Origin of the sequence: Modestobacter marinus, from assembly GCF_011758655.1 — a bacterium.
GTDB classification, from domain to species: domain Bacteria; phylum Actinomycetota; class Actinomycetes; order Mycobacteriales; family Geodermatophilaceae; genus Modestobacter; species Modestobacter marinus.
Genome location: NZ_JAAMPA010000002.1, coordinates 1,001,284 through 1,023,661, shown reverse-complemented (window position 1 = coordinate 1,023,661; position 22,378 = coordinate 1,001,284). Strand labels below are relative to the sequence as shown.

The following is a 22,378-nucleotide window of genomic DNA, read 5'->3' as shown; positions in this document are numbered from 1 at the left end:
GTGGCCCGGAGCTTCTCCGGGCACGTCGATCCTGCGCGTGCCCATCCTGCCACTCCCGGGAACGGCGCGTTCGGATGCTCCGTTGCTCCGTGCAATGGCGTCGCGGTGCAGTCCGTGGCCGGCGAGGACGGAGGCAGTGCGATGGGGCTGATCGACCGGTTGCGGGGGCGCGGGGGCAGGGGAGCCGGAGCGGCCGGCCGTGGCCGGCGCGGCACGCTCGACCGCGCGTCCGGGTCGGCGGACCTGAGCCACCTGGAGCAGTTCGTCGCCACCCGGCGGGGCGTCGAGGGCTACGTCGAGCCCCGCACCGCGGTGACCGAGACGACGATCCTGCTGGTCGCCGCCGACGGGGAGTGGACGCGTCGGCGGATCGACGGCCCGGAGACCGCCCGCAGGCTGTCCCGGGACCTCGCCGTCCCGGTCTACGACGCGCAGATCACCGGCTATCCCCAGCGCATGCGCGACTGGAGCTCCCGGCAGCGGGACGACGACAAGCTGTAGCGGGGGCCCCGCCGGGCGGGCGGGCCCCTGGCGATGGTGCTCGCCGGGGCCCGCCTGCGCAGGGTCGGTCAGCCGGCGTCGGCGATGAGGTCCTCGATCGTGGCGAGCAGGGTGCGGACCGGGACGCCGGTGCCGCCCTTGGGCGTGTAGCCCCACGGGGACCCGGTGTTGTACGCCGGGCCGGCGACGTCGATGTGCGCCCAGGGCAGGCCGGCGGGGACGAACTCGGACAGGAAGTGCCCGCCCACCAGCATCCCGCCCATCCGGTCGGCGTTGGCGTTCACCAGGTCCGCGATCGGGGAGTCCAGCCCGCGCCGCAGCTCCGGTGGCAGCGGCATCGCCCACATCGGCTCCCCGCTGCGCAGGCTGGCCGCCACGACGGCGTCCCGCAGGTCGTCGCTGCCCATCACGCCGGCGGTGCGGGTGCCCAGGGCGACCAGCTGCGCACCGGTCAGCGTGGAGGTCTCCAGCAGGTGGGCGGGGGAGTCCTCGACGGCGCGGCAGATGGCGTCGGCGAGCACCACGCGGCCCTCGGCGTCGGTGTTGGTGATCTCCGCCTTCCTGCCGTTGCGGAAGGTGACCACGTCGGCCGGGCGGTAGGCGGTGCCACTGGGCATGTTCTCGGCGATCGGCACGGTGGCGGTCACGTCGACGGGGAGGCCGAGCTCGGCGACCAGGCAGACGGTGGCGATCACGGCCGCGGCGCCGGCCATGTCGCTCTTCATGTCCTCCATCTTGGCGGCGGGCTTGATCGAGATGCCGCCGCTGTCGAAGGTGATGCCCTTGCCGACCAGCGCGACGCTCGTCCTGGCCTTCTTGCCCTTGTACTCCAGGCGCAGCAGCCGCGGGCCGCGCGCCGAACCGCCGCCGACGGCGAGGATGCCCCCGTACCCGCCGGCCGACAGGGCCTTCTCGTCGAGCACCTCGACCGACAGCCCGGCCTTCTTGCCTGCGGCCGCGCCACGCGCGGCGAGCTCGGCCGGGTACAGGTCGTTCGGCGGGGAGTTGACCAGGTCGCGGACCAGGGCGACGGCGTCGGCGACCGCGCGCACGCGGGCCAGCGGCGCCTTGGCGGCGCCGGCGTCGGGCACGACGAGCTCCACCGCCGACGGCGGGGTGGGACGGTCGGCCGGGAGGTCGGACTTGTAGGCGGTGAACTCGTACGCGCCCAGCAGCGAGCCCTCGCCGACGGCGTGCAGCCGGTCGGCGTCCGGCGCGCCGCCCACGGCGGCGAGCAGGCTGACCAGGGAGCTGCGGCCGGTCAGTGCGCGGCTGGCGGCACCCGCGGCGCGGCGGACCGCCTCCGCCGGGTACGAGCCGTCGGCCTGCGGGGCACCCAGCCCGGCCACGGCCACGACCGGGAACGGGCCCTGGCCGAAGGTGGGCAGCTTGGTGACCTCGTCCTCGGCCCCGCGGGCGCCGAGGTCGGCCAGCGCGGCGAGGAGCCGGCCACCGAGGAGCCGGTCGACCGCGTCGGCGCCGGGCGTGGACAGCAGGCCGGCCGGGCCCTTGCCGACACCGACGACGACGGCGTCGGCGGTCAGCTTCTCGAGCGGGCGGTCGGTGGCGGAGATCGTAGGCGGCACCCGTCGATCGTAAGGAGGTGGTGAGGACGGCGTACGACCGGCAGGTCCCGACCACTAGCGTGCTGGCGGTGAGCCCCCTGACCTCGCCCCTGCAGGACCGTCACGTCGCCGCGGGCGCCAAGTTCGCCGACTTCGGCGGCTGGTCCATGCCGATCGAGTACACCGGTGGCGGCGTGCTGGCCGAGCACACCGCGGTCCGGGAGGGTGTCGGGCTGTTCGACGTCTCGCACCTGGGCACCGCGACGGTGCGTGGCCCGGGGGCCGCGGACTTCGTGAACTCCTGCCTGACCAACGACCTGGGCAAGATCGGCCCCGGGCAGGCCCAGTACACGCTGTGCTGTGTCGCCGACGGCCAGCCGCAGGCCGGCGGCGTGGTCGACGACCTGATCGCCTACCTGCACGGGCCGGACGACGTGCTGCTCGTGCCCAACGCGGCGAACGCGGCCGACGTGCTGGCCCGGCTCTCGGCCGAGGCGCCGGCGGGGGTCACCGTCACCGACCGGCACACCGAGGTCGCCGTGCTGGCCCTGCAGGGACCGCGCTCACCCGAGGTGCTGGCCGCCGTCGGCCTGCCCGGTGAGCTGCCGTACATGTCGTTCGCCGAGACGCCCGGCTCCGGTGGCGACGAGATCACCGTGTGCCGCACCGGGTACACCGGCGAGCACGGGTACGAGCTGCTGGTCGCCGCGGAGCGGGCCGGGCAGCTGTGGGACGCCCTGCTGGCCGCCGGCGTACCCGAGCAGATCCGCCCGTGCGGGCTCGGCGCCCGGGACACGCTGCGCACCGAGATGGGGTACCCGCTGCACGGCCACGAGCTGTCCCGGGACATCACCCCCAACCAGGCGCGGTCCGGGTGGGCCGTGGGCTGGGGCAAGAGCGCGTTCTGGGGGCGCGAGGCGCTGCTGGCGGAGAAGGAGGCCGGCCCGGCCCGTCAGCTGTGGGGGCTGCAGGCACCCGGCCGCGGCATCCCCCGGCCCGGAATGGTGGTGCTCGGCACCGACGGCTCGCGGATCGGCGAGGTCACCAGCGGCACGTTCTCCCCGACCCTGCGGACCGGGATCGCCCTGGCTCTGCTGGACCGGTCCGCCGGGGTCGCCGAGGGGGCGGAGGTCGCGGTCGACGTCCGGGGACGGCCTCAGGCGGTCGTCGTCCGCCGGCCGCCGTTCGTCGCCTCGCACGTGCGCTGAGCCACCCGCGGGCCGGTCACTTGGACTTGGCCGGCACGGGTGGGTCGGGCACCTCGTCGGCGACCACGGCGTCCCGCTTGCCCATGGGCTGCGGCTCGCCCTGCGTGGTGTCCTTGGCCGTCTGGTGCTCGGTCTCGGCGTTGATCTCCGCGCCCAGCAGCACCAGGTAGCAGGTCAGGTACAGCCACAGCATCAGCACGATGACGCCGGCGATGGCCCCGTAGGTCTCGTTGTAGCTGCCGAAGTTGTTGACGTAGAAGCTGAACGCGACGCTGACGACCGCCCAGACGACGGTGACCACCAACGACCCGAGGCTCACCCAGCGGAGCTTCGGGGCGTCCCGGTCCGGGGCGACCCGGTACACGACGGCCAGCGAGCCGATCACCACGGCCAGCAGGAGCACCCAGCGCACGACCTGGGCGAGGACCGTGCCGACGCCGCCCAGGGGCAGGACGTCGAGCACGACCGGGACCACGGCGATGAGCGCGAAGGTGAGCAGCACGAACACGATCGCGCCCAGGGTGAGCGCCAGGGACAGCGCGCGGAGCTTGAGGAAGTTGCGGGTCTCGACCTCGTCGTAGGCGATGTTCACCGCCTTCACCAGGTTGTTCACCCCGCCGGACGCCGTCCACAGCGCGCCGAGCACCGAGGCGATCAGCCCGAAGGTCAGCGCGCCACCGGCGTTGCTGGTGATGGCGGTCAGCTGCTCGGTGAGGATGCTCTGCGCGCTCTCCGGGAGCTGGTCGGACAGCGACTCGATCTGCGTGCTGACCTGCTCGGGGGAGGCGACGAGGCCGTAGATCGAGATGGTGGCGATCAGCGCCGGGAAGATGGAGAGGAAGGCGAAGAAGGCCACGCCGGCGGCGATGATCGGCATGTTGTCGGCGTTGTTCTCCGCCCAGGACCGCTTGAGGACCTGGACCCAGCCGCGGGGCGGGATCTCCGTGGGCTTGTCGGCGTGGATGCCCGGCATCTCCTCGGACTCGGGCACCTCCGGCGCCGGGCGGGCGGCCTCCCGCTGCTCGCCGCGGACGACGGCCGCGGAGGAGGCGCCGCTGGCCCCGCCGTCGCGTCCGGCCTCGCGGGCCTCGGCAGCGCGCATGGCGGCCCGCCGTTCGGCCTTCTCCTGCACCCGCGTGCGGATGTTGTCCACGGCGCTGCCGGGCCGGCCGTTGTCGACCATCGGTCTGGTCCCCTTGTCTCGGGCGTGCGGGTGGATCGGTGGACCTACGACGTCCCCCTGCGGGCCGGGACCGGCCGGCAGGGGGACCGTTCGCTCAGACGGGGCTCACCGGCGGGAGCTCAGCTCGGCCAGCCTCCGCCGCCAGCCGGAGCGACGGCGAGGCAGGCGCCGGGCGGCGGCCCGCTGGGTGGCCGAGACCTGCGCCACCGCGACGCGCTCGCCGGCCCGGAGACGGGCGGCGGCGGCCCGCTGGCTCGCGGACAGCTGCTTCGCGGCGGCCTGCTGCCGCGCGGACAGCTGGCCCGTGGCCGTGCGCGTGCGCGCGGCCAGGGCCGTGGCGGCGGCCTTCCGGCGGGTGGCGGCGGCCTTCCGGCGGGTGGCGGCGGCCTTCCGGCGGGCCTCCGCGCGCTTGGCGGCCTCCTTGCGGGCCGCCGCCCGCTTCTTGCCGGCGCGCTTGGCCGACTGCTCGGCCGCCTTCTTGGCCGCAGCCTCCCGACGGGCGGCCTGCTTGGCCGCAGCCCGTTCCTCGGCGGTCCGCCGGCGGCGACGGCGCCAGGTCAGCAACCCGATGACCGCGGTCAGGACGGCCACGCCGCCACCGACGACGGCCGGCGGGTTCTCCCGGTACGTCTCGACGGCGGTGTCCTTTGTCCGGTTGGCGGTCTCCAGCGCCGAGCTCTTGGCCTGGTCGACGCGCTCCTGGGCGCGGGCTGGGACGTCGAGCCGGTGGCCCAGTTCGTCGACCGTGCGGCTGAGGTGCTCGCGGGTCTGTTCGATGTCGGCACGGATCGCGTCGGGCTCGTTGGCGCCGGCAGGGCGGCCCGACCCGGTCTCGTCGGCGCCGGTCATCGGGGGGCTCGGCGAACGCCGGCGCCCGTGGTGGGCTGGCTCATCTGTGACTCCGCGGTGTCGGGCGTGGATGGTGGCCTCACCATGCCCGGGGGCTTACCCCGTAAACCAAGATCGTGGGTGCGGCCGGCGCGGTCTCGCGCGGTCCGGGGCTGCCCTGGGGGCGCGAGATGGCTAGCCTGCCGCCATGAGCTGGACCTGGCAGCTGGAAGACCCCTCGGGGACGCCGATCGACCCTGCCACGCTCGGGGTGGAGGTGCCCGAGTGCGACAACCAGGGCGACGCGGAGTCCTGGCTGGGGGAGGCCTGGCGCGACCTGCTGGACCGCGGGGTCGCCACCGTGACGCTGCAGGAGGACGGCGAGCGGGTCTACGGCCCGATGGGCCTGGCGGCCAGCTGACCAGGGGCGGGCGCCCGACCGGCGCCTGCCCCTCCCGCCCGTCCGGAGGAGGACGGGTCCTCCGTCAGCCCCGGGAGGTCTTGGCGGGGTCGCGCTCGACGACGTCGCCCAGCGCCGCGTCGATGCGGCTCATCACCTCGGCCGGCAGCTGGACGCCGGCGGCCGCCACGTTGTCGTGCACCTGCTCGGGCCGGCTGGCGCCGATGATCGCCGCGGCCACGTTCCGGTTCTGCAGCACCCAGGCGATCGCCAGCTGCGCCATCGACAGCCCGAGGTCGTCGGCGATGGGCCGGAGCTCCTGGACGCGGGTGAGCACCTCGTCGTCCAGGTAGCTCTGCATCGAGCCGCCCGCGGTGGCGTGCCCGCCGCGGCTGTCGGCCGGCGGCTGCTGGCCGGGCAGGTACTTGCCGGTGAGCACGCCCTGCGCCAGCGGCGACCAGACGATCTGGGAGAGGCCCGCCTCCTCGCTGGTGGGCACGACCTCGGCCTCGATCACCCGCCAGAGCATCGAGTACTGCGGCTGGTTGCTGATCAGCTGCACCTTGAGCTCGCGGGCCAGCTCGGCGGCGGCGGCGATCTCCTCCGCCCGCCACTCCGAGACGCCCAGGTAGAGGACCTTGCCCTGCCGCACGAGGTCGGCGAAGGCGGTCATCGTCTCCTCCAGCGGCACCGAGGAGTCGTACCGGTGGGCCTGGTAGAGGTCGACGTAGTCGGTCTGCAGCCGCTTCAGCGACGCGTTGCAGCTCTCGGTGATGTGCTTGCGGGACAGGCCGCGGTCGTTGGCCCCCGGGCCGGTCGGCCAGTAGACCTTGGTGAAGATCTCCAGGCCCTCGCGGCGCTGGCCGGCCAGCGCACGCCCCAGGACCGACTCGGCCTTCGTGCCGGCGTAGACGTCGGCGGTGTCGAACGTGGTGATCCCCACGTCGAGAGCGGCGCGCACACAGGCGTGGGCGGCGTCCTCCTCGACCTGGCTGCCGTGGGTCAGCCAGTTGCCGTAGGCGATCTCGGAGATGGTCAGGCCGGAACGGCCGAGGCGTCGTGTCTGCACCGTTCGACCGTAGTCGTTAGCAGTGCTCAACAATCCGTTCGGCCCTCCTGTAGGGGCCCGCCCCGAGCGGAGCGAGGGGTGGGGGACAGGAGGGTCCTTTTTCAGACCTCGGCGCCTAGCGGCACCTGCGGCTTCGGGAAGCGCCAGCGGCGGATCATCGTGGCCCGGCTGACGCCGTACCAGACCAGGCTGCGCATCTTCTGGTCGGTGTTCGGGAAGCGCTCGGTGACCTTCGCCTTGATCCGGCGGCCCAGGAGGAACGAGTCGCCGATGATCACCAGGAAGAAGGCGAACCAGACGAACACCGTGTAGCTCTGCACGGCCGGGACGGGGATGAAGTAGCCGACCAGCACCAGGGCGGCCACGCCCAGGAAGAAGCTGCCGGCGTTGCGGCGGGCGTCGACGACGTCGCGGACCAGCCGGCGCACCGGGCCGCGGTCGCGGGCGGGGAGGGAGCTGTCGTCACCACGGGCGGCGGCGGCCCGGGCACTCCCGCGCCCGGCGGCCTGCTGCTCGCGCATCCGCTTGTAGGCCTCCTTGCGCGTGGTCGGCGGCGGCGGCACCGGCCCACTGCGCCGTCCCTGGGCCTCGTTGCGGCGCGGGGTGGGGCGGCCCTTGCCCGCCGTGCCGACAGCTGTCGGCCCGTGCGCGGTCGTGACCGCCGTCGACCCGTGCAAGGTGACGGTGGTGGCGGCGTCCGCCGCCGGGTCGGAGGCGGGGCGGCGGCCGGGCAGGCGGAGCTTCACGACGGCGAGTCTACGTGGACGGCGGGCCCCACCAGGGTCCCGCGGCCGGGGGTGTCCCCCCGGCGAGCGGTGTGCGCACCGCCCCGGGCGGCGTTCGCGCCGTACAGTGGGAAGCAGCTCCGCCACGGCGGTGTTGGCCGTTCTGAGAGCCCGCCCTCCGTGGCGGGCCGAGCAGGACACCCTCGAGTGTGGGAGGACCACGACATGACCGTGCAGGACACGCAGGCCCCCGGCGCCACCGGCGTCATCCTCAGCGACCCCGCCGCCCTCAAGGTGAAGACGCTGCTGGAGCAGGAGGGTCGCGACGACCTGCGGCTGCGGATCGCGGTGCAGCCGGGTGGTTGCTCGGGTCTCCGCTACCAGCTGTTCTTCGACGAGCGCTTCCTCGACGGCGACCAGACCTTCGAGTTCGGTGGCGTCGAGGTGATCGTCGACCGGATGAGCATCCCGTACCTCAGCGGCGCGACGATCGACTTCGTCGACACCATCGAGAAGCAGGGCTTCACGATCGACAACCCGAACGCCGGCGGTTCCTGCGCCTGCGGCGACAGCTTCCACTGATCGTCGCCTGATCGACCACGAGGCCCGGTCCCCCTGAGGGGGGTCCGGGCCTCGTCGCGTCTCAGGCCGGATCTCCCGCTGCCGCGCGGGGTCCCGCTCAGTCGACCGAGCCCGAGGGGACCGGGATCGGCAGCCCGCCGGACGGCGCCGGGGCGGGCGGGGTCAGCGTCTCGGGGACCAGCGTCCCGGGGACCGGCGTCGGGGACGGGACCGGGATCGCGGACGGGTCGACGGACGGCGTGCGGGACTCGAGGTGGCCGGCGCTGAGGCTGGGCTCGGTGCCCGACGTCGTCGCGGGGGACGGCGGTGTGGTGGCGCAGGCGCCCGGGTCGTCCGGGCATGCGCCGTCGTCCCCGGAACAGCCGGCGAGCAGCCCGGCCGCCGCGAGTGCGGCGACGACCAGGCCGGCTCGCCGGCGGCCGGTCACAGCCGGACCGGGTACACCGGCTCGGGGATCTCCGGGGTGATCCGTTCCTCGACGAAGATGCCGTGCCAGACCATGAAGACCAGCACCTCCCACACCTGCCGGGCGATCCGCTTGCTCGGCACGTCGGCGTCGCGCAGCCGGTCCAGCAGGCCGAGCACGTGGTCGCGGTCCAGCCACTCGTCGGTCTGGCTGTCCTTCACGATCGCCCGGGCCCACTCGTGCAGCGGGCCGGCCAGGAACTCCGCCGTCGGCACCGGAAAGCCGAGCTTGCGCCGGTTCATGATCTTCGGCGGGACGATCTGCCGCATGGCCTGACGCAGCGCGTACTTCGTGGCGTCCCCGCGCCGGGGCACCCGCATCTCCAGCGGCAAGCTGCTGGCCAGGGCGAAGACCTCGGGGTCCAGGAACGGGACCCGCAGCTCCAGGGAGTTGGCCATCGTCATCTTGTCGGCCTTGACCAGGATGTCCCCGCGCAGCCAGGTGAACAGGTCGACGTACTGCATCGCCGTCACGTCGTCGTAGCCGGCCTCGCGGGTCTGCCGGTAGAGCGCCTCGGTGACCGTGACGTGCGAGAGGTCCGGGTCCCGCCCGGGCAGCAGCTGCAGCAGCTCGTCGGCGTTGAGGTTGCGGGCGTTTCCGTAGTACCGCTCCTCGAGCGGGATCGACGCACGGCGCAGCAGGTCCTGACCGCGCACCCCCTCGGGCACCAGCCGGGACAGCCCGCCCAGTGCCCGCCGGCCGGCGGCCGGCAGCGTCGACGCCCAGGCGAGGCTGAGGGGCTCCCGGTAGATCGTGTAGCCGCCGAACAGCTCGTCGGCGCCCTCACCGGAGAGCACGACCTTGACGTGCTTGCGGGCCTCGCGGGCGACGAAGTACAGCGGCACGAGCGCCGGGTCGGCGACCGGGTCGTCCAGGTACCAGACGACCGCGGGGATCGCGTCGGCGAACTCCTGCGCGGTGATCTCGACCGGGACGTGCCGGACCCCCAGGATCGCCGCCGACTCGGCGGCGATGTCCACCTCCGAGGTGGCCTCGCGCTGGAAGCCGACGGTGAAGGTCACCAGGTCCTGGTTGTACTTGTGCGCCAGCGCCGCGACGGCCGTGGAGTCGATGCCGCTGGAGAGGAACGACCCGACGGTGACGTCGGCGCGCATGTGCTTGGCCACCGAGTCGTCGAGCACCTCGGCGATCCGGTCGAACAGCGCCTGCTCGCCGCCCGGGGTCACCGGCGTGGGCCGGAACCTCGGGTGGAACCAGCGGGAGGTGTGCAGTTCGCCGTCGACGACGGTGAAGCTCGTGCCGCTCTCGATCCGCCGGATGCCCCGGTGCATCGTGGCGGGCTCGGGGACGTACTGCAGGGTCAGGTAGTGCTGCAGCGAGGCCGCGTCGACGCCGCCGGCGCCGGGGGTGCCGCCGAGCAGCTCCAGCAGGGCCTTCTTCTCCGAGCTGAAGACCAGGCCGCCGTCGGCCAGGCGGGCGGTGAACAGCGGCTTGATGCCGAAGGCGTCGCGGGCGCCGAACGCCGTCCCGGTCTCGGTGTCCCAGATGACGAACGCGAACATGCCCCGCAGTCGCGGCACGATCGCCTCGCCCCACAGGTGGTAGCCGGCGACGATCGCCTCGGTGTCGCCCTCGGTGGCGAACGTCGCGCCGGCGGCCTTGAGCTCCTCGCGCAGCTCCAGGTAGTTGTAGATCTCGCCGTTGAAGACGATCCGGTACCGGCCCTCGGCGTAGGGCATCGGCTGCGGGCTGCCCTCGATGTCGATGAACGCCAGCCGGTTGAAGCCGAGCACCGCGTGCGCGTCCGACCAGAGCTCGCGGTCGTCGGGACCGCGGTGGCGCAGGCAGCGCAGCGCGTGCTGCACCCCGGAGACCGTCTGCTCGTCGACCCGTTCGGCGTCGGTGGACAGGTAGGCCAGCAGGCCGCACATGCGGGAGGTCTCCAGGAGGTGGGGGAGGGCGGGGGCGGGGAGCCCCGTGGTCAGACGCGCTCGCCGGCGCGGGTCTTGCGGGTGGCGATCCGCTCGGCGACGAAGGACAGGATCGGGATGGTGCCCGCCACGAGGACGAGCACCGAGCCCTTGATCGACCACCGGGCGCGGAGCGCCAGGTCGCAGGCGGTCACGAAGAAGATCGCGTAGAGCCAGCCGTGCGCGGTGCCGATGACCGACACCGGGCCGGTGACGTCGGCCAGGTACTTGAGCGGGACGGCGACCAGCACCAGGGCGATCAGCAGGACGCTGACGATCCAGGCCATGACCCGGTAGCGGGTCAGTGCCGCGGGGACGTCCTGTCCGACCCGGCGGGCGAGGGCGCGCGGCAGCCGGGACGGGGCCGTGGCCCGGTCAGCGGTCACTGTCGCTCCGCGGCCGGAGTGCCTTCTCGTTGAGCTCGGCGAGGTAGGCGTTGTAGGCCGCCAGCTCCGGGTCGCCCGTGGTGTCGATCCGCGGCCGCTGGTACAGCACCAGGGAGGCGCCGGGCTCGTCGTCCGCAGGGTCGCGGGCGAGCTCGTCCTTGCACATCTTGAGGTAGAAGCCCAGGCCCATGAACCCGTACAGCGGCCACTGGAGGGCGTAGCTCCAGTTGACGGCACCGCCGCCGGCCTCGGCCTTGGTCAGCTGCCAGTAGCCGAGGAAGAACGTCATCACGAAGAGCGCCACCACGACCAGGTGCATGAAGAGCCACCCGGGGCTGAGCAGGCGTCGGTACACGCCCGCGACTGTAACCGCCGGGACCGACGGCGGGCCGTCGCCCGCGGCGTGGCCCGGAGCACGTCGGTGCCCGTACCGCCCGGCGGACCTCCGGCCCGCGGCCCGCCGGTGGACTGCGCCGGGGGTGTCCGGCCGGCCTCCCCGGGCGACCCGCCGGGACGGTCCTCCCGCCCCCGGGACGACGGGCGGGGTCGGCTAGTCTCGGCGAGACTGTGGTCGGGGTGGGCGAAGCCCGTCGGGCAACCGAGGAGCACCCGCCGGTGAGACCGCGTGGCGTCGTCACGCGGGGGATGAGGAGGCAGCGGGCAGTGGCTCGACGCAGCAAGCTGGCGAAGGTCGCCGGGCTCGGTCTCCTGGGAGCGCTGACGCTCAGCGGGTGCGACGTCACGGGCAGTTGGCTCAGTTGGGGCTGGCCCGAGGGCATCACCGACCAGGCCGAGCGCATGCACGACCTGTGGATCGGTTCGACGATCGCCGCCCTGGTGGTCGGCATCGCGGTGTGGGCGCTCATCGCCTACGCGACCATCCGGTACCGGAAGCGCGGGGACGAGCTGCCCCGGCAGACGGCCTACAACCTCCCGCTCGAGGTCGTCTACACGATCATCCCGTTCCTGATCATCGCGGTGCTCTTCTTCTTCACCGTGAACACCCAGAACGAGGTCCGGGACGTCAGCGATGACCCCGACGTCACGGTGCAGGTCAACGCATTCAAGTGGAACTGGCAGTTCGTCTACCCCGAGACGGAGACCGCGGGCGGTGAGGCCGTGTCGACGGTCGGCACCAGCACGGAGATCCCGATCCTGGTGGTCCCCACCGACCAGACGATCCGCTTCGAGCTCAACTCGGCCGACGTCATCCACTCCTTCTGGGTGCCGGAGTTCCTGTTCAAGCTCGACATCATCCCGGGCCAGGACAACGGCCGGGACAACGTCTTCGAGGTCACCGTCCGCGAGGAGGGGGCCTACGTCGGCCGCTGCGCCGAGCTGTGCGGCACCTACCACGCGTTCATGAACTTCGAGCTGCGTTCGGTCTCGCCCGAGGCGTACGAGGACTACCTCGCGGCGCGCGAGGAGGGGCTGTCGGTCTACGACGCCCTGGTGCTCATCGACGAGCCGGGCAACGCGGTCTCCACGCAGCCGTTCGCGCCCCAGCGCGAGCAGGCGGTGGCCTCGGATGACTGACCCGATCACCCCGCACCAGCTGGAGGGACGGCCGTGAAGGTCGAAGCGCTCATCTTCAACTTGATCACGGTCTTCTGCCTCGTGACCGCCGTGGTCTACGGCGTCTGGGCCCGGGAGCCCATCGGGACCACGGCGCTCGCGCTGTCCGGTGGCCTCACCGCCCTGATCGGTGGCTTCTTCTGGTTCGTGAGCCGTCGCATCGACGCCCGCCCCGAGGACCGCAAGGACTCCGAGATCGCCGACGGCGCCGGTGAGCTGGGCTTCTTCAGCCCGGCCAGCTACTGGCCGTTCGGGCTCGCGTTCTCCGCCGGGATCATGGGCCTGGCGCTCGCCTTCTGGTACCCGTGGCTGGTCATCATCGGGGCCGTCGCGCTCATCGTGACCATCGGTGGCCTGCTCTTCGAGTACTACGTCGGGCAGAACGCGCACAGCTGATCGACACCGCACTGCACCGCTCAGCGGGGCTCCTCCCAGTGGGAGGAGCCCCGCTCTGCGTCGTGCCCCCGAACGGCTGTGGCCGGCCGGGGGAGGCGGCACCCGGCACGCACCCTGACCGGCTTGCCGTGCGCTCGCGCGGCAGCAAGAAGCACCCTGACCGGCTTGCCGTGGCGTTCGCGCGACGGCAGCAGGAGGCACCCTGACCGGCTTGCCGTGGCGCTCTCGCGCCGGCAGCCGGGGGCATCCTGTACGCGACGCCGCGACTCTCGCGACGGCAGCCGGGGGCACCCTGTACGGGACGCCGCGACCCTCGCGACACGGCAGTCCGGAGCGCGCCATGCCCAGCTCTCACGGTCTGGCTGCGTCGCACCGCTGGCGGTACCGCCGTGATGTCCCGAGGCCGCCCGCCAGCCTCTGGTCCAGCTCGTCACTGAGACGAGTGCCATGGGCGTCCCGCTGGCGCGGGCACCGAGCAGGTCTGTCGCCACGCCTACCGGCACGGGTGCCGGACAAGGCCGAGTCGCCGGGGTGCGCAACGCCTTCCTGGCCGACTGGTCCGGTCGTCCGCTGACTGCCGGCTGCGCTCGCGACGCGGCGGCCCGCGGGGAGCCTCAGGGTCATCTGGCCGCCTTCGGGGAACGGTTCCGGTGGCCGAGCCCGAGCGCCGCACCAGGCCGGCGTCGACGGCGTTGGTCGGCGTCCCGTACCGGGCGCTGGACGCGGACGTCCCGCCGGTGAGTGTGGCGACGTCAGTTCCACGACGGGCTGCGAAGGGCGCTCAGCCCGATCGCGGTGACGCGGCTGGGTGACGACGTGCCGGTCACTGCCCTCGTCGGCAGCCGACAGGCGACCGCCCTCAACGCCACCCCCACTGCGAGTCGCGGGAGCAGCCCGTGACGCCGGCTCGACCGGCAGCAGGGACGGCCTGTGGGGGTCAGCTCGGCTCGACCGGCGGCAGGGGAGCGGCCTGTGGGGGTCCGCCTCCACCGGCGGCAGGGCGGCCTGTGGGGCTGGCTCGACCGGCGGCAGGGGAGCGGCCTGTGGGGGTCCGCCTCCACCGGCGGCAGGGCGGCCTGTGGGGCTGGCTCGACCGGCGGGAGGGCGGCCTGTGATGCCGGCTCGACCGGCAGTGAACGAGCGGCCTCATGGGTCCGATGAGCGGGCGCAGAAGGAACCGCTCCGGGTCGGTCAGCAGCCCTGTGGGACGGCCGCGGCGGCCCCGGCCGCTGTCTCAGCGCAAACCGGGGTCCTGCCTCGACTCGTCCGACGCCGTGCTGTGCGACGGAGGAGCGGGCGGAAAGCAGCAGGGCCCCGACGGACGATGCCGTCGGGGCCCTGCTGGTGGTGCTCGTCGATCAGTCGCGCGGAGCCTGCGGCCGTCCACCCTCGGAGGGCCGACCCCCCTCGGAGGGGCGCCCGGAGGTGAGGGAGTGACGGTCGGCCTGCTCTGCCTCGAGGCCGCGGGCCTCCAGCTCTGCCTGCCGCTGCACCTCCGCCGGCTCCTCGATCGGCTTGAAGAAGCCCTTGATCGCCCGGCGTGCACCGCCGACCTGGTTCATCCGCTTGGGCACCGAGGCACCGCCGTAGGCCAGCTGGCCGTGGCCGTGCTCGTCCACCGGGCCGAGGGGCTGGTGCACCTCGATGAACTCCCCGCTGGGGAGCCGGCGGATGACCCCGGTCTCGATGCCGTGCTCGAGCACCTCGCGGTCGTGCCGCTGGAGCCCCAGGCACAGGCGGTAGGTCATCCAGTAGGCGAACGGCGGGAGCACCAGGCACCCGATCCGACCGAACCAGGTCATGGCGTTGAGGCTGATGTCGAACTTGTCGGCGATCAGGTCGTTGCCACCCGAGATCCACAGGACCACGTAGAACGTGAGGGCCATCGCGCCCACCGACGTCCGGACGGGGACGTCGCGGGGGCGCTGCAGCAGGTGGTGCGATGCAGTGTCCCCGGTGAGCTTGCGCTCGATCATCGGGTAGAGCGCGAGCACGGTGAACATCAGGCCGGCGCCGACGACCGTGGGCCAGAACAGGGCCGGGATCGTGTAGTCGCCGGGGAGGTTGATGTCCCAGGCCGGGAAGAGCCGGGTCGACCCGTCGAGGAAGCCGATGTACCAGTCCGGCTGCGAACCGGCCGACACCTGTGCCGGGTTGTACGGGCCCCACAGCCAGATCGGGTTGATCTGCACCAGACCGCCCAGGGCGGCGCACAGCCCGAAGACGATGAAGAACAGTGCGGTCGCCTTCCCGGCGAACGCGGGGAAAAGCCGGTTCCCGACCACGTTGTGCTCGGTGCGACCGGCACCCGGGAACTGCGTGTGCTTCTGCTTGACCAGGATCAGCAGGTGCGCAGCGATCAGCGCCAGCAGGATCGCCGGGATGATCAGCACGTGGACGATGTAGAACCGTCCGATGATGTCCATGCCGACGTAGTCGCCGTTGAAGACCGCCCAGTGCGCCCAGGTGCCGATGACCGGCAGCGACAGGATGATCGCGCTGATGATCCGGAGGCCCGTGCCCGACAGCAGGTCGTCGGGGAGGGAGTAGCCGGTGACGCCCATGAGCAGCGCCAGGACCAGCAGCACGACGCCGATCAGCCAGTTGGTCTCACGCGGACGCCGGAAGGCGCCGGTGAAGAAGATCCGCAGCAGGTGGATGACGATCGAGGCCACGAACAGCAGGGCGGCCCAGTGGTGGATCTGCCGGATCAGCAGACCGCCGCGGACGTCGAAGGAGAGCCCGAGCGTCGACTCGTAGGCGGCCGACATCTCCACGCCCCGCAGCGGTGCGTAGACGCCCTCGTAGACGACCTCCTGCATGGTGGCGTCGTAGAAGAACGTCAGGTACGTGCCGGAGAGCAGCAGGATGACGAACGAGTAGAGCGCGATCTCCCCGAGCAGGAAGGACCAGTGGTCGGGGAAGACCTTGTTCAGGGTCCGGCGCAGCGGACCGGCGACGATCAGCCGGTCGTCGACCTCGAGGGCTGCTTGCCCGATCTTGCTCGTCGGCGCACCAGGCGCCGCCGTGGTGGTGGCCATCAGATCCGTTCCCGGTTCCAGTAGGTGGGGCCGACTGCCTCAATGTAGTCGCTCCGTGCCACGAAGTAGCCCTCGTCGTCGACCGTGATGGGCAGCTGGGGGAGCGCGCGGGTCGCCGGGCCGAAGACCGGCTTCGCCCCGGCGGTCACCAGGAACTGCGACTGGTGGCACGGGCAGAGGATGCGGCCCGTCTCCTGCTCGTAGAGGGACACCGGGCAGCCGGCGTGCGTGCAGATCTTCGAGTAGGCGACGTAGTCGCCGTAGGAGAAGTCCGCCTGGCCTTCCCGGGGCTCGTCGCTGAGCTGCTGCTCCGGACGCAGCCGGATCAGCATCGTGGCCGCGTCGGCCTGCCGGTTGCCGCCCTCGACGGCCGGGAAGACCGTCTCCAGGGAGCCCGGCTGCTGGTCGCCGGGACGGATCGGGGTGCCGTCGTCGCGCAGGAGACGGACCCCTTCGGCCCACGAGGTGGTACCGAGCGGGTTGCCGGTGTTCGGATTCTTGATCAGCCCGCCGAGCGGGGCGATGATCATGGCGCCGGCCGCAGCGCCCATCGCGCCGAGCGTGCCCAGGAGCAGCTTGCGGCGGGGGAGCCCGGACTTGTCCAGGCCGCTCATCAGGGTCGCCCCGGTGGTCACCCGGTCGAAGTGCGAGCCGTCGTGCTTGTCCTGGACCGCCGTCTCGTGCGGCAGGAGCTTCTTGACGTACTGGACCAGGCCGATGCCGATGCACAGCAGCGACAGGCCCATCGTCAGGCCGAGGAGCGGGGTGAAGAAGGCACTCCAGGCATCCGCCCCCACCTCCCACTCCCAGCTGGGGAGGAACCAGCCGGAGCCGGCGTAGACGACCAGGAAGGCCACGGCGAAGATCGCGCCGAGGGCGAACCACATGGTCACCTGGCGGGTGGCCTGCTTCTCCACGGCCGAACCGGGCACGGGGCCGGGCTCGACGTGGAGCACCTCCACGCCGTCGTAGCGGGCACCCAGCCGGTCCAGCTCCGTGCGGTCCATGGCCGCCAGCTGTGCCGGCGAGTAGTCGTCGTCCGGCCCGCCGTGGGCGGGACCGGCGGTGTCGCTGCCGGCCGAACCGGGGTGCTTGTCCGTCGTGCTCACGCCTTCGTCCCCATCCAGAAGATCCCGAACAGCAGGGCGCCGACACCGGCGACCCAGATGACCAGGCCCTCGGCGACCGGACCGGCGCGGCCGATCGCGGCGCCACCGGGGTCGGCCTGGTCCTGGATCGTCTGCACGTAGTCGATGATCGAGCGCTTCTCCTCCGGCGTCAGCTGGTTGTCGCCGAACACCGGCATGTTCTCCGGGCCGGTCAGCATGGCCGCGTAGATCTGCGCGTCGGTGACGCCGTCCAGGGACGGCGCCCGCTTGCCGGAGGAGAGCGCGCCGCCCTCACCGACGAAGTTGTGGCAGGAGGCGCAGTTGAGCCGGAACAGCTCGCCGCCCTCGGCCAGCTCGCCGTCGCGCAGGTCGCCCGACGGGACGGTCGGGCCGCCGCCGTTGGCCTGGACGTAGGCCATCAGCTGGGCGATCTCCGCCTCGGTGAACATCACCGGGTGCTCGGGCGCCTGGGCCTCCTGGCGGACCAGCGGCATGCGCCCGGTGGAGACCTGGAAGTAGACCGAGGCCGACCCGACGCCGATGAGCGACGGGCCGCGGTCCTCCACGCCCTGGAGGTTGGAGCCGTGGCAGGTGATGCAGCTGAGGGTGTACAGCTCGCGGCCGGCCTCGACCGCGACGGACTCGCTCTCCGTCAGCTCGTCGGCGGCGCTGGCGCCCGGCGCGAGAGCGGAGTAGCCGATCCCGGTCAGGATCAGGGCGGCCATCAACCCGGCCACGTTGGCCAGGCGGCGGCGCTGCTTGGAGCGGCGCCGGTCACGGGCGGCGGCGGCCGGCGTGCCGACGGCCGGCCGGCGGCGCAGCAGCCCGCGGCGACCGCCCTCGAGAGGGGCTTCGGACGAGGCGTTCGTGGTGGACACCCGGTTCCCTACTTGATCAGGTAGATCGTGATGAACAGGCCCACCCACACGACGTCGACGAAGTGCCAGTAGTAGGACACCACGATCGCGGAGGTCGCCTGGGCAGGGGTGAAACGGCCCATGGTGGACCGAATGAGCACGAAGACGAAGGCTATAAGGCCACCGATCACGTGCAGGGCGTGGAAGCCCGTCGTCAGGTAGAACACCGACCCGTAGGCCGAGGAGGAGATGGTCGTGCCGTGGTCGACGACCAGGGTGCGGTACTCCCACATCTGGCCCAGCACGAAGACGAGCCCCATCACGAACGTGATGGTGAACCAGCGCCGCAGGCCGTAGACGTTGCCGATCTCAGCTGCGAAGACGCCGTACTGACAGGTCACCGACGAGGCGACCAGGATCAGCGTGAAGGTCAGCGCGTACGGCACGTTCAGCTCGGTCGGCTCCGGCGGCCAGCCGTCCTCGGCGCGGGCGCGGGCGGTGAAGTACATGGCGAACAGGCCGGCGAAGAACATCAGCTCACTGGCGAGCCAGACGATCGTGCCGACGCTGACCATGTTCGGTCGGGTCAGGGAGTGCACCCGCGAGGTGTCGAAGGTGCTGCTCGCCACGGGGGCCGTTGTCACCCGCTCATCATGGCATCGGGACAGCCGCCCCACGACGTGGGGTACGTGGGCGTGGCGCACCCGCTCCGGCCACCTCCGGGGGGTCCGGCACGTCGCCTTCCCTCCCCTCCGCCTGCGGGCACTAGGCTCGCGCGGGTGAGCCCCGACGCCGTACCGGCCACCGTGCTGGTCTTCAGCCAGCGGGCCGAGGTCCGCACCGCCGTCCGGACGGCCCTGGGCAGCGCGCCGGCTCCCGGAGTGGGGCCGGTCACGTACCTGGAGTGCGCCACCGCCGACGAGGTGGTCGCCGCCGTCGACCGCGGGGGCGTCGACCTCTGCGTGCTGGACGGCGAGGCCCAGCCGACCGGCGGCATGGGGATCAGCCGCCAGCTCAAGCACGAGATCGCCGACTGCCCGCAGCTGGTGGTGCTGATCGCCCGGCAGGCGGACCGCTGGCTGGCCCACTGGTCGATGGCCGACGCCACGCTGGCCTACCCGATCGACCCGCTGACCGCCCCCGAGGTCGTCGCTGGGCTGCTCCGCGACCGGGCAGCGCAGCGCCCGGCCGTCCGTCGCTGACCAGATGACGTCCGCCATCCCGACCTGGCCCGGCCTGCTCACCCGACTCACCCGGGGCGAGCACCTCGCCGCCGAGGACACCCGCTGGGCGATGCGCCAGGTGATGACCGGGGAGGCGACCCCGGCCCAGGTCGCCGGCTTCGTGGTGGCCCTGCGGGCCAAGGGGGAGTCGCCGGAGGAGGTCGCCGGGCTCGCCGCGACGATGCTGGACCAGGCGACCCCGGTGCAGCTGCCGGTGGACTGCGTCGACATCGTCGGCACGGGCGGCGACGGTGCCCAGACGGTGAACATCTCGACGATGGCCGCCATCGTCACCGCCGCGGCCGGTGTCCCGGTGGCCAAGCACGGCAACCGGGCCGCGTCGTCGGCCTCGGGCACCGCCGACGTCCTCGAGGCGCTCGGGGTGGTCATCGACCTGCCTGCCCCCGCGGTCGCGCAGTGCGTGCGGGAGGCGGGGATCGGCTTCTTCTTCGCCCCGGTCTTCCACCCCGGGATGCGGCACGCGGCCGCGCCGCGGCGGGAGCTGGGGATCGGCACGGTCTTCAACTTCCTGGGCCCGCTGACGAACCCGGCTCGCCCGGTGGCGGCTGCGATCGGCTGTGCGGACACCCGGATGGCCCCGGTGCTGGCCCAGGTGCTCGCCGACCGGGGCACCCGTGCGCTGGTCTTCCGGGGGGACGACGGGCTCGACGAGCTCACCACCAGCACCACCTCGGCGGTGTGGGTCGTGCGTGACGGCGAGGTCGTGGCCGAGCGGCTGGACCCGACGGCCCTCGGCATCCCGGTGTCCGCGCCGGGCGCCCTCCGCGGCGGCGGTCCCGAGGTCAACGCCGAGGTGGTCCGTCGGCTGGTGGCCGGTGAGCCGGGGCCGGTCCGGGACGCGGTGCTGCTCAACGCGGCCGGGGCCCTCGCCGCGTTCGACCCGCGCGGCGCCCGGCTGCACGACGCGCTGGGTGCCGGGCTGGAACGCGCAGCAGCCGCCGTGGACGACGGCAGGGCGGCCGCGAAGCTGGCCGACTGGGTGCGGGTCAGCCGCGCAGCCCGCGGCTGACGGACCCGGTCACCTTCCGGCCGGGAGCAGCGCGAGCGCCGGGAACGGTGCAGGGGTGACCTGACGAGCCGGGGTGACCTACTGGTCGGTCGACTCGAAGCCGATCGAGAACGCGGCCTCCAGGTCGTGCCGTGAGTAGGCGCGGAAGGCGATGTGGGTGGCCGTGTCGACGACGCCGGGAACCTTGTTGATCCGCCCGGCGATGACCTGGGCGATCTCCTCGAACTCGTGCACCCGGACGAGCGCGACCAGGTCGACGTCGCCGGCGACGGAGTAGACCTCGCTGACCCCGGGCAGCGCGGCGATCGCCTCGGCCACCTCGGCGATCGAGTCGGTGGCGGCATCGATCATCACGATGGCGGTGATCACGCCCGGGATGCTAGCCCGGTCGCGACCCGGCCGCGCCGTCCGGGAGTGCGCCCGCCGGTCGCCGGGGCGCCCGGGGTGACCCGGTCCGGCTGGCTGCGGGTGCTGAGCGACCGGGTGTCGGCGAAGGGGTCCCGGTCGGCGCGGCCGGCGTCCACCTGGGCGAGGAAACCGCTGTACCCACCCGTGCCGGGGGTGCGGCTGGCCAGCGTGCCGGTCAGGTCGACGAGGCGGGTGCCGGGCTTCTCCATCCAGCGCAGCACCAGCTCCGTCTCGTCGACGGAGGCGGCCAGCTCGTCGTCCGGGCCGGTCGGGGTCTCGGCGGTGGCGCGCAGGTCGGCCAGGTGGCCGCGGACGGACCGCCCCCGCTCGGCGACGCCGGCCGCGACCAGCCGGCCACGGCGGACCACCGCCAGCTGCCAGCCCCCGGCGCCGTCGGGTCGGGCGAGGACCAGTTCCGGGACGGTGGCCAGCGACTCCAGGCGCTGCCGGCGCCGCACCGCCCGGACGAGCACGGCCACCCGGTCGCGCAGCACGGCTGCCTCCTCGTACCGGCCCTCCTCGGCCAGCCGCTCGACCCGGTGCAGCAACGGCGCGACCAGGTCGCGGGGGTCGGACTCGACGGCCGCCCGGAACACGGCGGCGATCGAGGCGTACTCCTCCCGGGTCTGGTCGCCGGTGCACGGCGCCCCGCACCGGCCCATCCCGGCCAGGGCGCAGGCACTGCCCAGCACGGTCAGCGACAGGCGGGAGGTGCACTGCCGCAGTGGCAGGGACTCGTGCACGGCGGCGACGGCGGCGTCGGCGGCCCGCCGGTCGGGGAAGGGGCCGAGGAACGCGCCGGCAGCCGGCCGCACCCGGCGCACCACCGACAGTCGGGGGAACGGCTCGTCGGTCAGCCGGACCCACAGCGCGCGCTCGGGGAACCGGGAACGCCGGTTGTACCGGGGCTTGTGCTCGGCGATCAGCCGGAGCTCCCGGACGGCGGCCTCCAGGTCGTGCGCGCACGGCAGTGCCTCGATGCGCTCGGCGAGGGTGATCATCTCGGTCATCCGGCTGCGCTGCTCACCGGCGGAGAAGTAGCTGCGCACCCTGCTGCGGAGGTCGCCGGACGTGCCGACGTAGAGCGGTTCGTCGCCCGGGCCGCGGAAGACGTACACCCCGGGACCGGAGGGGACGTGCTCGGCGAGGTGGCGCTTGCGGCGGCGCTGCGGGTCGACCTGGCGGGTCAGCCCGGTCAGCTCCTCCAGCGAGGTGATGCCCAGCGGCCCGAGGCGCTCGAAGAGCCCGTGCAGGACGTCGACGGTCGCGCGGGCGTCGTCCAGTGCGCGGTGGCAGGGCTGGGTGGAGGTGGAGAAGTAGGGCGCGAGGGTGGCCAGCTTGCAGTTGGGCACCTCGTCGCGGGTGAGCAGCCGGCGGGCCAGGACGGCGGTGTCGACCGAGGCGAACGCCGGCCACAGCACCCCGCTCTCCTCGCAGGCCGCCTTGAGGAAGCCCAGGTCGAAGGGGGCGTTGTGCGCCACGAGGACGGCGCCGCGGGCGAACTCCAGGAAGGCGGGCAGCACCGCGTCGATCCGCGGCGCGGCGGCCACCATCATCGAGGTGATCCCGGTCAGCACGCTGATGTAGGGCGGGATCTCGTGACCGGGGTCGACCAGGGTCTGGAACTCGCCGAGCACCTGGCCGCCGCGGACCTTGACCGCCCCGATCTCGGTGATCGCGCTGTCCTTCGGCGAGCCCCCGGTGGTCTCCAGGTCGACGACCACGAAGGTGACGCCGGCCAGCTGGGTGCCCAGGTCGTCGATCGTCGCCTGGTGGAACCGTGGCTCCTCCTGAGTGCGGTGACCGCTCGGCAGCGCCACCTGCCGCCACCGGGACGGGCCGGCGCCGGGCGGGAGGACCGCCGGGGGCGTAGGTCGCTGTGCTGACGGCGGGAC

The 22,378-nt window shown here is 73.1% G+C and carries 23 protein-coding genes; 8 read left to right on the top strand and 15 right to left on the bottom strand.

Features of this window, described 5'->3' with window-relative positions; genetic code table 11:
* The first annotated feature begins 141 nt into the window (after positions 1-141).
* Positions 142-501, top strand: coding sequence for an oxidoreductase (locus FB380_RS20780; RefSeq protein ID WP_188959634.1), 360 nt, complete (start codon positions 142-144; stop codon positions 499-501).
* Between the two features lie 68 nt (positions 502-569).
* Here FB380_RS20780 and FB380_RS20775 read toward each other — a convergent pair whose 3' ends face one another.
* Positions 570-2,087 carry a leucyl aminopeptidase gene (locus tag FB380_RS20775; protein ID WP_166757137.1) on the bottom strand — a complete coding sequence of 506 codons (1,518 nt, stop codon included), beginning with the start codon at positions 2,085-2,087 and terminating at the stop codon, positions 570-572.
* A 68-nt stretch (positions 2,088-2,155) separates the two neighbouring features.
* On the opposite strand from FB380_RS20775, the gene gcvT reads away from it, so the two are divergent.
* Entirely contained in the window at positions 2,156-3,274 is a 1,119-nt protein-coding gene (gene gcvT, locus FB380_RS20770; protein WP_166757136.1) for a glycine cleavage system aminomethyltransferase GcvT, read from the top strand.
* A gap of 16 nt (positions 3,275-3,290) precedes the next feature.
* Here the strand turns inward: gcvT and FB380_RS20765 are convergent, their stop codons facing one another.
* Positions 3,291-4,457, bottom strand: coding sequence for a YihY/virulence factor BrkB family protein (locus FB380_RS20765; protein ID WP_166757135.1), 1,167 nt, complete (start codon positions 4,455-4,457; stop codon positions 3,291-3,293).
* A 105-nt stretch (positions 4,458-4,562) separates the two neighbouring features.
* On the bottom strand, positions 4,563-5,306 hold the full coding sequence (locus FB380_RS20760) for a DUF3618 domain-containing protein (RefSeq protein WP_166757134.1): 744 nt from the start codon (positions 5,304-5,306) through the stop codon (positions 4,563-4,565).
* Between the two features lie 187 nt (positions 5,307-5,493).
* On the opposite strand from FB380_RS20760, the gene FB380_RS20755 reads away from it, so the two are divergent.
* The gene (locus tag FB380_RS20755) at positions 5,494-5,706 is read left to right on the top strand and encodes a hypothetical protein (RefSeq protein ID WP_166757133.1); all 213 of its coding nucleotides are present in this window, start codon (positions 5,494-5,496) and stop codon (positions 5,704-5,706) included.
* A 64-nt stretch (positions 5,707-5,770) separates the two neighbouring features.
* Here FB380_RS20755 and FB380_RS20750 read toward each other — a convergent pair whose 3' ends face one another.
* Positions 5,771-6,754 carry an aldo/keto reductase family protein gene (locus FB380_RS20750; protein WP_166757132.1) on the bottom strand — a complete coding sequence of 328 codons (984 nt, stop codon included), beginning with the start codon at positions 6,752-6,754 and terminating at the stop codon, positions 5,771-5,773.
* 101 nt (positions 6,755-6,855) lie between these two features.
* On the bottom strand, positions 6,856-7,500 hold the full coding sequence (locus FB380_RS20745) for a DUF3043 domain-containing protein (protein ID WP_166757131.1): 645 nt from the start codon (positions 7,498-7,500) through the stop codon (positions 6,856-6,858).
* A 204-nt stretch (positions 7,501-7,704) separates the two neighbouring features.
* Between FB380_RS20745 and FB380_RS20740 the strand changes: the two genes are divergently transcribed.
* On the top strand, positions 7,705-8,061 hold the full coding sequence (locus tag FB380_RS20740) for a HesB/IscA family protein (RefSeq protein WP_036334939.1): 357 nt from the start codon (positions 7,705-7,707) through the stop codon (positions 8,059-8,061).
* Positions 8,062-8,158: 97 nt separating this feature from the next.
* Here the strand turns inward: FB380_RS20740 and FB380_RS20735 are convergent, their stop codons facing one another.
* Genes FB380_RS20735 through FB380_RS20720 form a run of 4 tightly spaced genes read right to left on the bottom strand, consistent with a single transcriptional unit; the run spans position 8,159 to position 11,199 of the window.
* Positions 8,159-8,488: a hypothetical protein gene (locus FB380_RS20735; RefSeq protein WP_166757130.1), complete on the bottom strand. Its 330-nt coding sequence runs from the start codon at positions 8,486-8,488 to the stop codon at positions 8,159-8,161.
* Positions 8,485-10,419 carry an asparagine synthase (glutamine-hydrolyzing) gene (gene asnB, locus FB380_RS20730; protein WP_166757129.1) on the bottom strand — a complete coding sequence of 645 codons (1,935 nt, stop codon included), beginning with the start codon at positions 10,417-10,419 and terminating at the stop codon, positions 8,485-8,487. The genes FB380_RS20735 and asnB overlap by 4 nt, the downstream gene beginning before the upstream one ends.
* Positions 10,420-10,469: 50 nt before the next feature.
* Positions 10,470-10,844, bottom strand: a complete 375-nt coding sequence (locus tag FB380_RS20725) for a DUF3817 domain-containing protein (protein ID WP_166757128.1) — start codon at positions 10,842-10,844, stop codon at positions 10,470-10,472.
* Positions 10,834-11,199: a metalloprotease gene (locus FB380_RS20720; RefSeq protein WP_166757127.1), complete on the bottom strand. Its 366-nt coding sequence runs from the start codon at positions 11,197-11,199 to the stop codon at positions 10,834-10,836. The genes FB380_RS20725 and FB380_RS20720 overlap by 11 nt, the downstream gene beginning before the upstream one ends.
* 308 nt (positions 11,200-11,507) lie before the next feature.
* Between FB380_RS20720 and ctaC the strand changes: the two genes are divergently transcribed.
* Together ctaC and FB380_RS20710 are read left to right on the top strand one after the other, a co-directional pair.
* Positions 11,508-12,380: an aa3-type cytochrome oxidase subunit II gene (gene ctaC / locus FB380_RS20715; RefSeq protein WP_229682198.1), complete on the top strand. Its 873-nt coding sequence runs from the start codon at positions 11,508-11,510 to the stop codon at positions 12,378-12,380.
* A 33-nt stretch (positions 12,381-12,413) separates the two neighbouring features.
* Entirely contained in the window at positions 12,414-12,815 is a 402-nt protein-coding gene (locus tag FB380_RS20710) for a cytochrome c oxidase subunit 4 (protein ID WP_166757126.1), read from the top strand.
* 1,358 nt (positions 12,816-14,173) lie between these two features.
* Here FB380_RS20710 and qcrB read toward each other — a convergent pair.
* Genes qcrB through ctaE form a run of 4 tightly spaced genes read right to left on the bottom strand, consistent with a single transcriptional unit; the run spans position 14,174 to position 18,466 of the window.
* Complete coding sequence (qcrB, locus tag FB380_RS20705; protein WP_166757125.1) at positions 14,174-15,856, bottom strand: cytochrome bc1 complex cytochrome b subunit; 1,683 nt, start codon at positions 15,854-15,856, stop codon at positions 14,174-14,176.
* A complete protein-coding gene (qcrA, locus tag FB380_RS20700) occupies positions 15,856-16,965 on the bottom strand; it encodes a cytochrome bc1 complex Rieske iron-sulfur subunit (RefSeq protein WP_188959633.1) in 1,110 nt (369 codons plus the stop codon). Before qcrA ends, qcrB begins: the two co-directional genes overlap by 1 nt.
* The gene (gene qcrC / locus FB380_RS20695; protein ID WP_229682197.1) at positions 16,962-17,843 is read right to left on the bottom strand and encodes a cytochrome bc1 complex diheme cytochrome c subunit; all 882 of its coding nucleotides are present in this window, start codon (positions 17,841-17,843) and stop codon (positions 16,962-16,964) included. The genes qcrA and qcrC overlap by 4 nt, the downstream gene beginning before the upstream one ends.
* Positions 17,844-17,851: 8 nt before the next feature.
* The gene (gene ctaE, locus FB380_RS20690; protein WP_166757124.1) at positions 17,852-18,466 is read right to left on the bottom strand and encodes an aa3-type cytochrome oxidase subunit III; all 615 of its coding nucleotides are present in this window, start codon (positions 18,464-18,466) and stop codon (positions 17,852-17,854) included.
* 135 nt (positions 18,467-18,601) lie between these two features.
* On the opposite strand from ctaE, the gene FB380_RS20685 reads away from it, so the two are divergent.
* Positions 18,602-19,024, top strand: a complete 423-nt coding sequence (locus FB380_RS20685; RefSeq protein WP_166757123.1) for a hypothetical protein — start codon at positions 18,602-18,604, stop codon at positions 19,022-19,024.
* A 4-nt stretch (positions 19,025-19,028) separates the two neighbouring features.
* On the top strand, positions 19,029-20,075 hold the full coding sequence (gene trpD, locus FB380_RS20680; RefSeq protein ID WP_166757122.1) for an anthranilate phosphoribosyltransferase: 1,047 nt from the start codon (positions 19,029-19,031) through the stop codon (positions 20,073-20,075).
* 78 nt (positions 20,076-20,153) lie between these two features.
* Here the strand turns inward: trpD and FB380_RS20675 are convergent, their stop codons facing one another.
* Together FB380_RS20675 and FB380_RS20670 are read right to left on the bottom strand one after the other, a co-directional pair.
* Positions 20,154-20,444, bottom strand: a complete 291-nt coding sequence (locus FB380_RS20675; RefSeq protein WP_166757121.1) for an Lrp/AsnC family transcriptional regulator — start codon at positions 20,442-20,444, stop codon at positions 20,154-20,156.
* The gene (locus tag FB380_RS20670) at positions 20,441-22,303 is read right to left on the bottom strand and encodes a DEDD exonuclease domain-containing protein (RefSeq protein WP_229682196.1); all 1,863 of its coding nucleotides are present in this window, start codon (positions 22,301-22,303) and stop codon (positions 20,441-20,443) included. The genes FB380_RS20675 and FB380_RS20670 overlap by 4 nt, the downstream gene beginning before the upstream one ends.
* Between the last annotated feature and the right edge of the window lie 75 nt (positions 22,304-22,378).

Coding starts and splice junctions, on each gene's coding strand:
- FB380_RS20780 (WP_188959634.1), top strand. CDS start 142: ATGGGGCTGATCGACCGGTTGCGGGGGCGCGGGGGCAGGGGAGCCGGA.
- FB380_RS20765 (WP_166757135.1), bottom strand. CDS start 4,457: ATGGTCGACAACGGCCGGCCCGGCAGCGCCGTGGACAACATCCGCACG.
- FB380_RS20760 (WP_166757134.1), bottom strand. CDS start 5,306: ATGACCGGCGCCGACGAGACCGGGTCGGGCCGCCCTGCCGGCGCCAAC.
- FB380_RS20755 (WP_166757133.1), top strand. CDS start 5,494: ATGAGCTGGACCTGGCAGCTGGAAGACCCCTCGGGGACGCCGATCGAC.
- FB380_RS20740 (WP_036334939.1), top strand. CDS start 7,705: ATGACCGTGCAGGACACGCAGGCCCCCGGCGCCACCGGCGTCATCCTC.
- asnB (WP_166757129.1), bottom strand. CDS start 10,419: ATGTGCGGCCTGCTGGCCTACCTGTCCACCGACGCCGAACGGGTCGAC.
- qcrB (WP_166757125.1), bottom strand. CDS start 15,856: ATGGCCACCACCACGGCGGCGCCTGGTGCGCCGACGAGCAAGATCGGG.
- trpD (WP_166757122.1), top strand. CDS start 19,029: ATGACGTCCGCCATCCCGACCTGGCCCGGCCTGCTCACCCGACTCACC.